Here is a 14071-nt window from a genome sequence, read left to right as displayed (position 1 = left end):
GCGCGGCTCCATTCAGTGTGCAAGCCCTAATCTATCACCGACCGGCCGGCGGGAAATTCAGCGTCAGCGCCACGCCTGCGCCGCGCAGGCCCTCGTCCAGGCTGATCTCGGCGTGATGCTGGCGGGCGATCTGCGCCACCAGCGATAGGCCGATGCCGCTGCCGCCGCCGGCGCTGCCGGCGGCGCGGTAGAAGCGGTCGAAGACGCGCCGGCGCTGGGCCGGCGCGATGCCGGGGCCGTCGTCGGCCACGCGCAGGAACGCGCCGCCATCCGGCAAGGGGCCACAGGACACGGCGATCTGCCCGCCCTCTGGCGTATAGCGGACCGCGTTGTCGAGCAGGTTGCGCAGCAGCACGCCCATCGCGTCGACTCGCCCCTGGACCGTACAGGCCCGGACTTCGAGCAGGATGCGCTGGCGCTTGCGGGTCGCGTCCGATTCGCAATCCCGCGCCAGCATCACGACCAGCTTGTCCAGTTCGATCGTCTCTGGCGCGTCGGCGCCTGCGCTCAACGCATCCATGCGGGCCTGATCCAGCAACTGCTCCGACAGGCGCGAAGTGCGCTGCGCGACCTGCCGCAGCTTTTCGATCGAGGCCGTCTCGCCGCCGGTTCCGATGCTGCGCGCCACCAGTTCGGCGTGCGCGCTGAGCGCGGCCAGCGGCGTGCGCAGTTCGTGCGCCGCGTCCTCCAGGAAGCGGCGCTCGCGGTCCATGCCGGCCTTCACCCGTCCCAGCAACTGGTTGATCGACTGGATGAACGGATGCAGTTCGCCCGGCATGCCGGCCGACGGCACGGGCGCCAGGTCGAACGGCTCGCGGCGCGCGATCGCCGCGCCCGTCTGGTCCACCTTGCGGAAAGCCCGGCACACCACCGCGCAGCTCACCGCCGCCAGCAGCACGAACAGAATGGAGACGATGATGAGGCCGCGCTTGACGCTGTACCAGGACCGCGCGCGCCATTCGCTCTCGGGCTTGGCCACCTGCACCTGCACGCGGCCGCTGGCGTCGGTGAGCGAAAACACGCGCCACGCGGCGCCGTCCAGCGTCACGTCGGCGTAGCCGTCGGCAAGCGTCGCGCTCAGCGGCGCTTCGGGCGACTCAGGCGAACGCAGCAGCAGCCGCCGGTCGGCCAGCGACCACACATGAAAGCGCACCCGGTCGCCGTCGACCAGTTCCGCTCCGGGCGGCGCGAAGCGTTCGGTGGGCGCCACGCTGCCCAGCAGGCTGACCGGCAGCGAGGCCAGCATCTGCGTGGCCGCGTCGCGCAGCCACAGGTCGCGCACGCCGGTCTGGGCGCGCATGGTTTCGTACTGCTGGAAGGCCGACACGCCGATCCAGGCCAGCAACAGGGTCAGCAGCAGCGTGACCGTCAACTGCCTGCGCAAGGTCTTCATGACGCCTCTTCGATGCGATAGCCCAGGCCGTGCACCGTCGTGATCAGCCCGTCGCCCAGCTTGCGGCGCAGCTGGTGGATGTACACGGCCACCGTGTTGCTTTCGATCGCGCCGCTGTCGCCATAGACGGCGGCCTCCAGCTGCTCGCGGTTGACGGTATGGCCGATGCGCTCCATCAGCGCCAGCAGCGTGCGGTATTCATGTGCGCTCAGTCCGATCTCCACGCCGGCGCGCGTCACCACTCGCCTTGCGGGTTCCAGCACCACGTCGCGGCAGCGCAGCGCCGACACCACCGTGTTGCTGCTGCGCCGGACCACGGCGCGCAGCCGGGCCAGCAGCTCATCGAGCTGGAACGGCTTGACGATGTAGTCGTCGGCGCCCAGGTCCAGGCCCTGGACGCGTTCGCTGAGCCGGTCGCGCGCGGTCAGGATGAGCACCGGAGTCGCGTCGTAGCGCGCGCGCAGTTGCTTCAGGACCGCCAGGCCGCTGCCGTCGGGCAGCCCCAGGTCCAGCAGCACGGCCTGAAAAGCATGTTCGACCAAGGCTAGCCTGGCCTGCGCGACGTCGCGCACCCAGTGCGCGTCCACCCCCGACTGACCCAGGCCGGTATGCAAGGCGTCGCCCAGCATGGCGTCGTCTTCGACTAACAGGACACGCAAGAGAACTCCAAGGCAAACGAACGAGGGCGAAGCATGCCGGCGCCCATTTAAAAAATTATTAAAACCCCATGCCGACAATGCGGTTCGCGTAGGGCGAGGCAGCCGGCCCGCCTGGGAACAAAGGAAGCAATGGAATGAAGCCACTGATTTTATCAAGCAGGACGCTGGCGGCCTCGGCCGCGCTGCTGGCGGCGCTGACGGGCAACGCACGCGCCGAGAACGAGGGACAGCGCCGCAACTTCATCGGCATGGGCGTGGGCGCCATACCGGTGTACGAAGGCTCCAGCGAATACCGCGCCCTGCCCGTGCCGCTGATCCAATACCAGTCCGGACACTTCTTCATTTCGCCGCGCGCGGGCCTGCCCGCCATGGGCCTGAAGTTCGACCTGGCGCCGGACTGGACCACCGGCGCCTTCGTCGGCATGGGGCTGGGACGCAAGGCCGATGACGCCGACCTCACCAAGGGACTGGAAGACATCGACTTCCACGGCACCTACGGCGCCTTCATCGAATGGTCGCCCGGGGACTTCTCGGTGATCGCGGCCTACCGGCAGGCCGCGAAAAGCGGCTATGGCGCCACGCTGGACCTGCGGGCCACCTACACGGCATGGCGCGACTCGCGCAACCGCGTCTCGATCGGCGCCAACACGCAATGGGCCGACAGCGACTACATGCAGACGTGGTTTGGCGTCACGCCGTCGCAGGCCGCGCGCAGCCGCGCCGGGCTGGAACCCTACTCGGCCTCGTCCGGCTTCAAGTCCGTGTCGGTCTTCGGCACCTGGACGCACAGCTTCAACGACCGCTGGGCCGCGGTGACCACGCTGGGCGTCAGCACCCTGGCCGGCGACGCCCGCGACAGCCCGCTGACCGACCGCGAGACCAACGCGTTCGCCCACGTCGGCGTCATCTACGCATTCTGACGGCCAGGGCCGGCCGGCCCGCAACCAGGGAGATCCCAGATGAAACGCCTGCATGGCATGGAATTGTTCGCCGAAGTGGCGAAGGCGCACAGCTTCAGCCGCGCCGCCGCCGCACTCGGCGTCCCCACCTCCACGGTGTCGCGCCACGTCGCCGAACTGGAGCGCTCGGTCGGGCTGCGCCTGCTCAACCGCAACACGCGGCGCGTGGAACTGACCGACGCGGGCCGCCTGTATTTTGAGCGCTGCCGCCGCATCGTGGCCGAAGCCGAACTGGCGCACGCCGAGCTGCGCGAGCATTTGGACACGCCCAGCGGGCCGCTGCGGGTGCAGTTGCCGGCGGCCCATGCGCTGGACGCGCTGATGCCAGCCATGGTGGCTTTCGGGCGCCGCTACCCGGACATCCGGCTGCAGTTGTCCGTGGCCGAGCGCGAAAGCGCCGAGCGCGCGCCCGATGCCGCCGACGTGTCGATCCGCCTGGGCGAGCTGCCCGACTCCACGCTGGTGGCGCGCCGCCTGGGCGCGGTGCAGGCCGGGCTGTATGCCTCGCCCGCCTATCTGACCGCGCGAGGCGCGCCGCGCGAACCCGAAGACCTGGAACGCCACGACTGCATCGGGTTGCGCCAGGGCGCCTGCCCGGCCGGCCCCTGGCGGCTGCGGCGCGGGACCGAGCGGCGCGACGTCCCGGCGTCCCTGCGCTATGGCGCCAACGACGCCTGCATGGCCAGGCAGCTGGCCCAGATGGGCGCAGGCATCGCGGCGCTGGGCGGCGGCGCCGACGGACTGGTGCGCGTGCTGCCGACCTGGAGCCTGGAACCGGTCGCCGTGCACGCCGTGACCGAGACCCGCCTGCTGCCGGCCAAGACCCGCCGCCTGATCGACTTCCTGGCAGAGTATCTGGACGCGCCCGCGGCCGCGCTGGCCGCCGAACCGCCGCTGGCCCGCGCGGCCTAGCGCGACATGCGCCGGGTGATACGACCCCGTTTACCCGGCCCCGCCCCCTTTCCGCCCGCCACGCCGCCCGCCACCGTGTAAACTCCCCCCTTTTTGACTCTGGTGGTATGTTGCAGGCCCCCCAGCGCACCGGTTTAAGCGGCCCGACGCTCATTCGCTTGCTGACTCGCCTGACGGATGTCGATGTCGCGCAATCCAGGCAATCGCTCTCTGACCATCTGAGCCAGTGGCTCGGCTGGACGGACGCGATCGCCCTTTCGGCGGCGCTCAACACCAGCCCGCCCGTGATCGCGCCGGGCGCGCGCATGTTCAGCAGCGCCGAGGAGCGCGAATGCGAGCGCGTGCGCGCCACCCTGGCCGACGCCATCGCCAGCGATACCGCGGCCACGGCCGCCAGGCGTCCCGCGCCGGGACAGGCGCCGGCAAAGAAGCTGGCGGCCCTGGCCGAAGCCGAGGCCGATTACGCGAATTTCCGCCAGCGCTATCTGTCGTTGCAGCACACGATGGAAACCGCCGTGGGCAACCTGCGCAGCCGGCTGCGCGGCATGGTCGCGGCCAGGAATGGCGAATGGACGCGCCTGGCGGTGGTCGACGCCATCATGGACCGCGCCCTGCTGCCCAAGGAGCGCGCCCTGCTGGGCGCCATCCCGAAACTGCTGCAAGGCCATTTCGAACGCCTGCGCCAGGCCGAGGCGCAGGCCCTGGCCGAAGCCGGCGACGACGGCGCCGAGGCGCCTGCGGCCGCGGCCGGCGCCTGGCTGGAGACGTTCCGCAAGGACATGCGCAGCGTCCTGCTCGCCGAACTGGATGTCCGTTTACAACCGGTCGAGGGGCTGCTTGCCGCCCTGCGCACCGGCCAGATCCGTACACACTAACCAGGACACTATGTCCCGATACCTGATCAATCTCGTTGTTTTCCTGGCCGGCCTGGCCGTTGCGGGCTGGATCGGCCTGGGCTATGCGGGCACCAACCCGCTGGCGCTGGCCGTGACCCTGCTCATCGGCGTCTGCTATCTCGCCGGCGCGTACGAACTGTGGCGCTACCAGCGGGCCACCTCGGCCCTGAGCCGCGCCCTCTCCGGGCTGGCCGAGGCGCCGGGCAACCTGGCCAGCTGGCTGGACCAGCTGCCCGCCAGCCTGCGCAACGCCGCGCGCCTGCGCATCGAGGGCGAGCGCGCCGGCCTGCCCGGGCCGGCGCTGACGCCGTACCTGGTGGGGCTGCTGGTGCTGCTGGGCATGCTGGGGACCTTCCTGGGCATGGTGGTGACGCTGCGCGGCACCGGCCTGGCGCTGGAGAGCGCCACGGACCTCGCCGCCATCCGCGCCTCGCTGGCCGCGCCGGTCAAGGGCCTGGGATTCGCGTTCGGCACCTCGATCGCCGGCGTGGCCACCTCGGCGATGCTGGGGCTGCTGGCCGCCCTGTGCCGGCGCGACCGCATCCGCGCCGCGCAGCTGCTCGACGCCAAGGCCGCCACCGCCCTGCGCGTGTATTCGCAAGGTTATCAGCGCGAAGAGTCCTTCAAGCTGCTGCAACGCCAGGCCGAAGTCATGCAGCGCCAGGCCGAGGCCATGCCCGCGCTGGTCGACAAGCTGCAGGCCATGATGGACGGCATGACGCGCCAGCACCAGGCGCTCAACGACCGCCAGCTGGCCAGCCAGGACGCCTTCCAGGGCAAGGCCGAGGCGGCCTACGCCCGCCTGGCGTCGGTCATGGAGCAATCGATGAAGGACGGCGTGGCGCACAGCGCCCGTTCGGCCGGCGAAGCCCTGCAGCCGGTGGTCGCGGCCACCATGGCCAGCCTGTCGCGCGAAACCGCCAACCTGCAGGACACCGTGACCCAGGCCGTGCAGCGCCAGCTCGACGGCCTGACCGCCGGCCTGCAGGCCTCGACCGCCAACGTGGCCGAGATCTGGAACCAGGCCCTGGCCGGACAGCAGCGCGCCAGCGAAGCCCTGGCCCAGGACCTGCGCGCATCGCTGGACCGCTACGCCCAGACCTTCGAACAACGCTCGGCCGCGCTGCTGGATCAGGTCTCCGCGCGCCTGGAGGCCTCTTCCGGCGATATGTCGCAGGCCTGGAGCCAGGCGCTGGCGCGCCAGGAACAGGCCAGCGAAAAACTGGCCGGCGACAACCTGCAGGCGCTGACCGCGGCCGCCGCCAGCTTCGAGCAGCACTCGGCCTCGCTGCTGCGCACCCTGAACCAGTCGCATAGCGCGCTGCAATCCGAACTGGCCTCGCGCGACCAGCAGCGCCTGGCGGCCTGGACCGAGACGCTGGGCGCCATGGGCGCGACGCTGCGCCAGGAATGGCAGCAGGCCGGCGCCCAGGCCGCCGAGCGCCAGCAGGCCATCGCCGAGACGCTGGCGCAGACCGTGCGCGACGTCACCGCGCAGGCCGCCACCCAGGCGGGTCTGCTCGAAGGCGTGGCCGCGCGCATGGAAGCCGCCGCCAACGGCGTGTCGCAGCAATGGACCGATGCGCTGTCGCGCCAGGAAGCCGCCAGCGCACGCCTGGCCGGCGACAACCGCCAGGCCCTGGAAGCGGCCGCCGCCACGTTCGAGCAGCATTCCTCCTCGCTGCTGCGCACGCTGGAGCAATCGCACGCCGACCTGCAGGCCGCGCTGGCCGCGCGCGACCAGGAACGCCTNCAGCAGGCCATCGCCGAGACGCTGGCGCAGACCGTGCGCGACGTCACCGCGCAGGCCGCCACCCAGGCGGGTCTGCTCGAAGGCGTGGCCGCGCGCATGGAAGCCGCCGCCAACGGCGTGTCGCAGCAATGGACCGATGCGCTGTCGCGCCAGGAAGCCGCCAGCGCACGCCTGGCCGGCGACAACCGCCAGGCCCTGGAAGCGGCCGCCGCCACGTTCGAGCAGCATTCCTCCTCGCTGCTGCGCACGCTGGAGCAATCGCACGCCGACCTGCAGGCCGCGCTGGCCGCGCGCGACCAGGAACGCCTGGCCGCGTGGAGCGGCGCCCTGGCCTCGATGACCGCGGCGCTCGGCCAGCAATGGGAAGCGGCCGGCGCGCAGACCGTGGCGCGCCAGCAGGAGATCACCGAGTCGCTGGCCCGGACCGTGCACGACGCGTCCACCCAGGNGCCTGGCCGCGTGGAGCGGCGCCCTGGCCTCGATGACCGCGGCGCTCGGCCAGCAATGGGAAGCGGCCGGCGCGCAGACCGTGGCGCGCCAGCAGGAGATCACCGAGTCGCTGGCCCGGACCGTGCACGACGCGTCCACCCAGGCGCAGGCCCAGGCCGCGCTGCTCGAAGGCGTGGCCGCGCGCATGGAGAGCGCCGCGCGCGGCGTCTCCGAACAATGGACTGGCGCGCTGGCGCAGCAGCAACAGCTCAGCGAAAAGCTGGCCGGCGACAACCAGGCGGCGCTCGAAGCCGCGGCCGCCGCCTTCGAACGGCACGCCGCCGGCCTGCTGCGCACGCTGGACCAGTCTCAGACCGAACTGCAATCCGCGCTGGCCTCGCGCGACCAGGAACGCCTGGCCGCCTGGACCGGCACGCTGTCCACGCTGGCCGAGCGCCTCGGCCACGAATGGGAACAGGCCGGCANCCGGCGCGCAGACCGTGGCGCGCCAGCAGGAGATCACCGAGTCGCTGGCCCGGACCGTGCACGACGCGTCCACCCAGGCGCAGGCCCAGGCCGCGCTGCTCGAAGGCGTGGCCGCGCGCATGGAGAGCGCCGCGCGCGGCGTCTCCGAACAATGGACTGGCGCGCTGGCGCAGCAGCAACAGCTCAGCGAAAAGCTGGCCGGCGACAACCAGGCGGCGCTCGAAGCCGCGGCCGCCGCCTTCGAACGGCACGCCGCCGGCCTGCTGCGCACGCTGGACCAGTCTCAGACCGAACTGCAATCCGCGCTGGCCTCGCGCGACCAGGAACGCCTGGCCGCCTGGACCGGCACGCTGTCCACGCTGGCCGAGCGCCTCGGCCACGAATGGGAACAGGCCGGCACCCAGGCCGCGCTGCGCCAGCTGGAGATCGGCGACACGCTGACCCAGGCGTCGCGCGAACTGGCCGAACAGGCCCAGGCGCATTCCAGCCTGCTGGAAAACATCTGCGCCCGCCTGGAGGCGGCGGCCCACGGCGTCACGCAGGCCTGGATCGACGCGCAGGCGCGCCAGGAACAGGTCGGCGCGCAGCTGGCCGGCAGCAACCAGCAGGCGCTGGAAAGCGCCACGGCCGCCTTCGGCCGGCAGGCCGAACAGCTGCTGCAGACCCTGCAGCGCTCGCATGCCGAACTGCAGGCCGCGCTGGCCGGCAGCGACGAAGCCCGCCTGGCCGCCTGGACCGGCAAGCTCGGCGAAATGGCCGACACGCTGCGCGACCAGTGGGAACAGGCCGGCGCCAGCACCGCCAGCCAGCAGCAGCAAATCTGCGACACCCTGGCGCTGACCGCGCAGGACATCGCCTCGCAGACGCAGGCCCACGCCAGCGAGACCATCGCCGAGATCGGCCGCCTGGTGCAGGCCGCCTCCGAGGCGCCGCGCGCCGCCGCCGAGGTCATCGGCGAACTGCGCCAGAAGCTGTCCGACAGCATGGAGCGCGACAACGAGATGCTGGAAGAACGCAGCCGCCTGCTCGAAACCCTGGGCACGCTGCTGGACGCCGTCAACCACACGGCCGCCGAACAGCGCTCGGCGGTGGACGCGCTGGTGTCCTCCTCGGCCGGTCTGCTCGACCGGGTGGGCGCGCAGTTCACCGGCCTGGTCGAAAGCGAGGCCGGCAGGCTGGCCGACGTGGCCGCGCAGGTCACCAGCAGCGCCGTCGAGGTCGCCAGCCTGGGCGAATCCTTCGGCGCGGCGGTGCAGCTGTTCGGCGAATCCAACGACAAGCTGCTCACCCATCTGCAGCGCATCGAAGCGGCGCTGGACAAGTCCATCGCGCGCGGCGACGAACAGCTCGCCTATTACGTGGCGCAGGCCCGTGAGGTCGTGGACCTGAGCATGATGTCGCAGAAGCAGATCGTCGAGAACCTGCAGCAGCTGGCCAGCCAGCGCGCGGCGCCCGCGGCGGAAACGGCATGAACGAGGACATCGACGGCGGCGTGGAGCCGACGGTCCCGGCCTGGGCCGTCTTCGGCGACCTGATGTCGGTGCTGCTGGGCGCTTTCGTCCTGATCCTGGTCAGCGTCGTCGCGCTGCAATTGCAGCTGTCGACCCAGCTCGAAGAAGAGGTCAAGCAGCGCGAAGCCGAAACCCAGCGCCGCGAGACGCTGGAACAGGCGCTGGCCGGCCCGCTAGCCGCCGGGCGCGTGACCCTGATCGACGGGCGCATCGGCATCAGCGGCAGCGTGCTGTTCGCGCTGAACTCCGACCAGCTGCAGCCGGAAGGCCGCGAGGTGCTCAAGACCCTGATCGAGCCGTTGGCGGCCTACCTGAGGACCCACAACGAGATCCTGATGGTCAGCGGCTATACCGACGACCAGCAGGTGCGCGAAGGCAACCGCCGCTTCGCGGACAACTGGGACCTGTCGGCCCAGCGCGCGCTGACGGTCACGCGCGCGCTGATCGACGAAGGCGTGCCCTCCTCGTCCGTATTCGCGGCCGCCTTCGGCGCCGAGCAGCCGGTGGCCTCGAACGCCGACGAAGCCGGCCGGGCCAAGAACCGCCGGGTCGAGATCACGCCGGTTCCCCGCCCCTCCGGCAACGCGGAACAGCCTCATGGGCGCTGACGGCGCGCGCGCGGAAATGCTGGACGCGCAGGCCGTGCTGGACGGCTGGCGCGAAAGCGGCGCCGACCGCCACGCGCCGGCGCGCTTTCGCCTGATCGACGCGATGGCGCGGCGCGCCGCCGCGCATGACGGCGCGGCGCGCCAGCGCCTGGACGCCAGGCTGGCCGAACTGATCCTGGCCTACGCCGACGACCTGCAACGCGCCGCCGGCCGGGCCGAACCCGCGCCGCAGGCCGAGGCCGCCCCCGGCCCGCTGGCCCGGCTGGCCGACGCGCTGGCCGCCCCCGCGCCGGACGAACCCGCGGAATCGCTGCCGGCGCAGCTGCGCGCCTCCTATCCGGAACTGGCGGTGCTGGAATACTTCCAGGGCGTCTGGTCCCGGGTCAGCGCCGACCGCCAGGTGCGGCAGTCGCAGGAGCAGGTCCACAAGAACGCCGGCCCGCTCAATTCCAACCAGCTCGTGCACCGCGCGCTGTCGCTGATGCGCGAGCTGTCGCCCGGCTACCTGCAGCAGTTCCTGTCCTATACCGACGCGCTGATCTGGATGGAGCAGATGGCGGCCGCCACCGCGCCGCCGCCCAAGGAAGCGCCGCGCGCCGGCGCCAAGAAAAGCGCGCGCGGCAAGGCGCGCTAGCGGCCCGCGATTTGCGCGCGCCGCGTGCGCCGGAGTAAGATACGGTCCATATACGGTTTATATATGGATCACTTATGGGCATAGTCAAGATTTCCGAGCAGATGCACGAGAACCTGCGCGTGGCCAGCGGCGCGCTGAGCCGTTCCATCAACTCCCAGGCCGAGCACTGGATGCGCATCGGCATGCTGTCCGAGCTTTACCCCGAACTGCGCCACGCCGACATCTGCCAGATGCTGATCCGCATCGAGCAGGCCGAAGGTTTCGCCATCGCCGCGCTGTCCCAGGGCCGGCCGCAGGCGGCCCAGCAGGAGGCCGCGTAAATGGCGCGCAAAGTCTCCATCAAGTCCGCCGCCGACATCGAAATGGCCCGCAAGGCCGGCGCCCTGGCCGCCGAAGTGCTGCACATGATCGCCGAACACGTGCGTCCCGGCGTCACCACCGACGAGCTCGACCGCATCTGCCACGACTACATCGTCAACGTGCAGAAGGCGATCCCGGCCAACGTGGGATACCACGGCTTTCCCAAGACCATCTGCGCCTCGGCCAACCACGTGATCTGCCACGGGATTCCCTCGGCCAAGGTGCTGAAGAACGGCGACATCCTGAACATCGACGTGGCCGTCATCAAGGACGGCTGGTTCGGCGACACCAGCCGCATGTATTACGTGGGCCAGCCCAGCCCGCTGGCGCGCCGCCTGGTCGAAACGACCTACGAGGCCATGCGCGCCGGCATCATGGCGGTCAGGCCCGGCGCCACCCTGGGCGACGTGGGCCACGCGATCCAGACGGTGGCGCACCGCGAGCACTTCAGCATCGTGCGCGAGTACTGCGGCCACGGCATCGGCCAGATCTACCACGACGAACCGCAGGTGCTGCACTACGGCCGCCCGGGCGAGGGCCTGGTGCTGCAGCCCGGCATGANCCACGGCATCGGCCAGATCTACCACGACGAACCGCAGGTGCTGCACTACGGCCGCCCGGGCGAGGGCCTGGTGCTGCAGCCCGGCATGATGTTCACCATCGAGCCCATGATCAACGCCGGCAAGCCCCAGACCAAGCAGCTGCCCGACGGCTGGACCGTGGTGACCAAGGACCGCTCCCTGTCGGCCCAGTGGGAACACATGGTGGTCGTGACCGACACCGGCTATGAAGTGCTGACGCCCTGGCCGGACGGCTTCGGCGCCTATCCGCCCATACCCTGACCGGCGCGGCAAGAAACGGAGTGCCGGCGGGCCGGGGCGCGATCATGATCGTGCCCTCGCCGTTCCTGCGCCCCGCTTCCATGCCCGCCCTGCCCCGCGCCTTCCGCCGCCTGGCCGCCTCCAACCTGGCGGCCCAGTCCTCCGAACAGATGGCGCTGGCCGCCGCGCCCCTGGTGGCGGTGCTGGCGCTGGGCGCCAGCGCCGCGCAGACCGGCTATCTGCAGGCCGCCCAGACCCTGCCGTTCCTGCTGTTGTCGCTGCCGGCCGGCGTGCTAGCCGACCGCATGCCGCGCCGCACCCTGATGAGCGTGGCCGAGGCCGTGCGCGCGGCCAGCCTGCTGGGCCTGCTGGCGCTGTTGTGGACGAACCTGCTGAACCTGGGCTGGCTGGCCGCCCTGGGATTCGCGGGCGCGCTGGGCACCGTGGCCTACAACGTGGCCGCGCCCGCGCTGGTGCCGCGGCTGGTCGCGCAAGCCGAACTGGCCAGCGCCAACCGCTGGCTGGAACTGGCGCGCAGCGCGGCGTTTTCGGCCGGCCCCGCGGCCGGCGGCGCCCTGGTCGGCTGGATGGGCGCGCGGCCCGCCTACGCGCTGGCCGCGGCCTTGTCGCTGCTGGCGGCGCTGCTGCTCGCCGGCCTGCCGCGCGAGACGCCCGCGCCCAGGCCCCGGCGGCGCATGCTGGCCGAGTTGCGCGAAGGCGCATCCTTCGTCGCCGCGCATCCGCTGCTGCGCCCGGTGCTGGTGACCGCCGTGTTCTTCAATACCGCCTGGTTCGTGCTGCAGGCCGTCTACGTGGCCTATGCCGTGGACCGGCTCGGCCTGTCGGCCGCGGCCGTCGGCGCGACGCTGGGCGTGTATGGCGGCGGCATGGTGGCCGGCGCGCTGCTGGCGCCGTGGCTGGCCCGGCGGCTGTCCTTCGGCGCCATGATCGGCGCGGGTCCGCTGGCCGCGCTGGCGGCCAGCCTCCTGCTGCTGGCCACGCTGGCGCATCCGTCGGGCGCGTGGGCGGCGGCCGGGCTGTTCCTGTTCGGCGCCGGCCCCATCCTGTGGACCATCACCACCACCACGCTGCGCCAGGCGGTCACGCCCAACGCCATGCTGGGCCGGGTCTCTTCGGTGATCCTCACCGCGACCTACGGCGCCCGCCCCGTCGGCGCGCTGATCGGCGCCGTGCTGGCCGCGCGGGTCGGAATCGAAGCCTGCCTGTGGGCGTCCACCGCCGGCTTCGCCGTGCAGTTCGCGGTGCTGTTCGGCTCGCCGGTGCGGCGGCTGCGCAGCCAGCCCGCAACTGTTGCGGGTTGATCGGCGCGCATCTGTATCTGGCGGCCGCGCCCGCCCGCCGCTAGACTGCCCCGTTCATACCAACGGAGCGCGCGGCGCGCACAGCATGCTGAAAATCCTCGGAAAGGCCTCATCCATCAACGTGCGCAAGGTGCTGTGGACCTGCGCCGAACTGCGGCTGCCTTTCGAGCGCGAAGACTGGGGTTCGGGGTTCAGGCCCACGCAAGAGCCCGGTTTCCTGGCGCTCAACCCCAACGCCATGGTGCCCGTGATCCAGGACGGCGACTTCGTGCTGTGGGAGTCCAACAGCATCATCCGCTACCTGGCTTCGCAATACGGCGGCCAGGCGCTGTATCCGGCCGAACCGAAGCTGCGCGCCCGCGTCGACCAGTGGCTGGACTGGCAGGCCAGCGACCTGAACCGTTCCTGGTCCTATGCCTTCATGGCGCTGGCGCGGCAATCGGCCGCGCACCGCGACGCCGCCGCGATCGAGGCCTCGTGCCAGGCCTGGTCGCGCTTCATGGGCATCCTGGACCAGCGCCTGCAACAGACCGGCGCCTATGTGTCGGGCGCGGCCTTCACGCTGGCCGACGTCGCCGTCGGCCTGTCGGTGAACCGGTGGTTCCTCACGCCCTTCGACAAGCCGCGGCTGCCGGCCGTCGAGGCCTATTACGACCGGCTGGCCGAGCGCGAAGGCTACCGCCAGCACGGCCGCAACGGCACGGTCTGAGCGCCTACTTCACCACGCCGCAGACCAGGCGTCCGCCCCCGCCGCCCAGCGGCTTGGGCGTGTCGCTGTAGTTGTCGGCGCCCACGTGCACCATCAGCGCGCGGCCCTTGACGTCGGCCAGCTTCAGGTGCGGCGCGACCACCGCATTCTTGGCCGAGCCGTCGGCCGCGACCACGATGAACGGCAGGTCGCCCTGGTGCCCGTCGGTCGCCATCGGTCCCTTGTGGGCCTTGGTTCCCTTGGGGTCCAGGTGCCCGCCGGCCGCGCCGCCGGGCGCCATCTGGTCGTTCACCATGCCGGGCTCGCAAGACCCTTTCTCGTGCACGTGGAAGCCGTGTTCGCCGGGCGGCAAGCCCTTCAGGTTCGGCGTCAGCTCCAGCCCGCCCTTGGTGTCCTTGACCGTGATGGTGCCGGCGCTCTTGCCCACGCCGTCCGCGCTCAGGAAGGACATCGAAACGCTTTCCGCCGACGCCGCGCCGGCGGCGCCCGCCAGCGCAAGCGCCGAAACCAGCAACGATATTTTCTTCATGTGGTGCCTCCAGGAATCGCAGGCCAGGGCCGGCCGGTCGCCGCCCCATGCCGTCAAAAACAATAGCATTCACGCCGAGCCGCCCGCCAG

The 14071-nt window shown here is 71.3% G+C and carries 13 protein-coding genes and 1 pseudogene; 11 read left to right on the top strand and 3 right to left on the bottom strand.

The genetic code is table 11. The features are described 5' to 3' along the window. Positions 1-34: 34 nt before the first annotated feature. Together C1I89_RS30330 and C1I89_RS30325 are read right to left on the bottom strand one after the other, a co-directional pair. Positions 35-1393, bottom strand: a complete 1359-nt coding sequence (locus tag C1I89_RS30330) for an ATP-binding protein (RefSeq protein WP_102775973.1) — start codon at positions 1391-1393, stop codon at positions 35-37. Continuing rightward, positions 1390-2052, bottom strand: a complete 663-nt coding sequence (locus tag C1I89_RS30325) for a response regulator transcription factor (RefSeq protein ID WP_102775972.1) — start codon at positions 2050-2052, stop codon at positions 1390-1392. The genes C1I89_RS30330 and C1I89_RS30325 overlap by 4 nt, the downstream gene beginning before the upstream one ends. Positions 2053-2186: 134 nt before the next feature. Between C1I89_RS30325 and C1I89_RS30320 the strand changes: the two genes are divergently transcribed. The 11 genes and pseudogenes from C1I89_RS30320 to C1I89_RS30270 all read left to right on the top strand — a co-directional run bounded on the left by C1I89_RS30320 (position 2187) and on the right by C1I89_RS30270 (position 13452). Next, entirely contained in the window at positions 2187-2972 is a 786-nt protein-coding gene (locus C1I89_RS30320; protein WP_102775971.1) for a MipA/OmpV family protein, read from the top strand. A 39-nt stretch (positions 2973-3011) separates the two neighbouring features. Beyond that, the gene (locus tag C1I89_RS30315; RefSeq protein WP_102775970.1) at positions 3012-3923 is read left to right on the top strand and encodes a LysR family transcriptional regulator; all 912 of its coding nucleotides are present in this window, start codon (positions 3012-3014) and stop codon (positions 3921-3923) included. A 107-nt stretch (positions 3924-4030) separates the two neighbouring features. Continuing rightward, complete coding sequence (locus C1I89_RS30310) at positions 4031-4798, top strand: DUF3348 domain-containing protein (RefSeq protein ID WP_102775969.1); 768 nt, start codon at positions 4031-4033, stop codon at positions 4796-4798. Between the two features lie 10 nt (positions 4799-4808). Next, positions 4809-7293 (top strand): annotated as a pseudogene (locus tag C1I89_RS35675) (DUF802 domain-containing protein); the annotation flags it as partial. Positions 7294-7606: 313 nt separating this feature from the next. Then, positions 7607-8959, top strand: a complete 1353-nt coding sequence (locus tag C1I89_RS30300; protein ID WP_102776056.1) for a DUF802 domain-containing protein — start codon at positions 7607-7609, stop codon at positions 8957-8959. Continuing rightward, a complete protein-coding gene (locus C1I89_RS30295) occupies positions 8956-9606 on the top strand; it encodes an OmpA family protein (protein ID WP_102775968.1) in 651 nt (216 codons plus the stop codon). Before C1I89_RS30300 ends, C1I89_RS30295 begins: the two co-directional genes overlap by 4 nt. Continuing rightward, positions 9596-10240 carry a DUF2894 domain-containing protein gene (locus C1I89_RS30290; RefSeq protein WP_102775967.1) on the top strand — a complete coding sequence of 215 codons (645 nt, stop codon included), beginning with the start codon at positions 9596-9598 and terminating at the stop codon, positions 10238-10240. Before C1I89_RS30295 ends, C1I89_RS30290 begins: the two co-directional genes overlap by 11 nt. A gap of 74 nt (positions 10241-10314) precedes the next feature. After that, positions 10315-10560, top strand: a complete 246-nt coding sequence (locus C1I89_RS30285; protein ID WP_102775966.1) for a ParD-like family protein — start codon at positions 10315-10317, stop codon at positions 10558-10560. Then, on the top strand, positions 10561-11442 hold the full coding sequence (gene map / locus C1I89_RS30280) for a type I methionyl aminopeptidase (RefSeq protein WP_102775965.1): 882 nt from the start codon (positions 10561-10563) through the stop codon (positions 11440-11442). Positions 11443-11522: 80 nt separating this feature from the next. Then, positions 11523-12743: an MFS transporter gene (locus C1I89_RS30275; protein ID WP_102776055.1), complete on the top strand. Its 1221-nt coding sequence runs from the start codon at positions 11523-11525 to the stop codon at positions 12741-12743. Between the two features lie 85 nt (positions 12744-12828). Continuing rightward, the gene (locus C1I89_RS30270; RefSeq protein WP_102775964.1) at positions 12829-13452 is read left to right on the top strand and encodes a glutathione S-transferase family protein; all 624 of its coding nucleotides are present in this window, start codon (positions 12829-12831) and stop codon (positions 13450-13452) included. Between the two features lie 4 nt (positions 13453-13456). On the opposite strand, the gene sodC is transcribed toward C1I89_RS30270, so the two are convergent. Continuing rightward, the gene (gene sodC, locus C1I89_RS30265) at positions 13457-13981 is read right to left on the bottom strand and encodes a superoxide dismutase family protein (protein ID WP_102775963.1); all 525 of its coding nucleotides are present in this window, start codon (positions 13979-13981) and stop codon (positions 13457-13459) included. Positions 13982-14071 lie beyond the last annotated feature (90 nt).

Source organism: Achromobacter pulmonis, assembly GCF_002885955.2.
GTDB classification, from domain to species: Bacteria; Pseudomonadota; Gammaproteobacteria; order Burkholderiales; family Burkholderiaceae_B; genus Achromobacter; species Achromobacter pulmonis_A.
This window is presented reverse-complemented; position numbering and strand designations above follow the sequence as displayed.

Bases quoted from the DNA above. Each gene is read 5' to 3' on its own strand.
- C1I89_RS30330 (WP_102775973.1), bottom strand. From the start codon at position 1,393: ATGAAGACCTTGCGCAGGCAGTTGACGGTCACGCTGCTGCTGACCCTG.
- C1I89_RS30320 (WP_102775971.1), top strand. From the start codon at position 2,187: ATGAAGCCACTGATTTTATCAAGCAGGACGCTGGCGGCCTCGGCCGCG.
- C1I89_RS30315 (WP_102775970.1), top strand. From the start codon at position 3,012: ATGAAACGCCTGCATGGCATGGAATTGTTCGCCGAAGTGGCGAAGGCG.
- C1I89_RS30310 (WP_102775969.1), top strand. From the start codon at position 4,031: ATGTTGCAGGCCCCCCAGCGCACCGGTTTAAGCGGCCCGACGCTCATT.
- C1I89_RS30300 (WP_102776056.1), top strand. From the start codon at position 7,607: ATGGAGAGCGCCGCGCGCGGCGTCTCCGAACAATGGACTGGCGCGCTG.
- C1I89_RS30295 (WP_102775968.1), top strand. From the start codon at position 8,956: ATGAACGAGGACATCGACGGCGGCGTGGAGCCGACGGTCCCGGCCTGG.
- C1I89_RS30290 (WP_102775967.1), top strand. From the start codon at position 9,596: ATGGGCGCTGACGGCGCGCGCGCGGAAATGCTGGACGCGCAGGCCGTG.
- C1I89_RS30285 (WP_102775966.1), top strand. From the start codon at position 10,315: ATGGGCATAGTCAAGATTTCCGAGCAGATGCACGAGAACCTGCGCGTG.
- C1I89_RS30275 (WP_102776055.1), top strand. From the start codon at position 11,523: ATGCCCGCCCTGCCCCGCGCCTTCCGCCGCCTGGCCGCCTCCAACCTG.
- C1I89_RS30270 (WP_102775964.1), top strand. From the start codon at position 12,829: ATGCTGAAAATCCTCGGAAAGGCCTCATCCATCAACGTGCGCAAGGTG.
- sodC (WP_102775963.1), bottom strand. From the start codon at position 13,981: ATGAAGAAAATATCGTTGCTGGTTTCGGCGCTTGCGCTGGCGGGCGCC.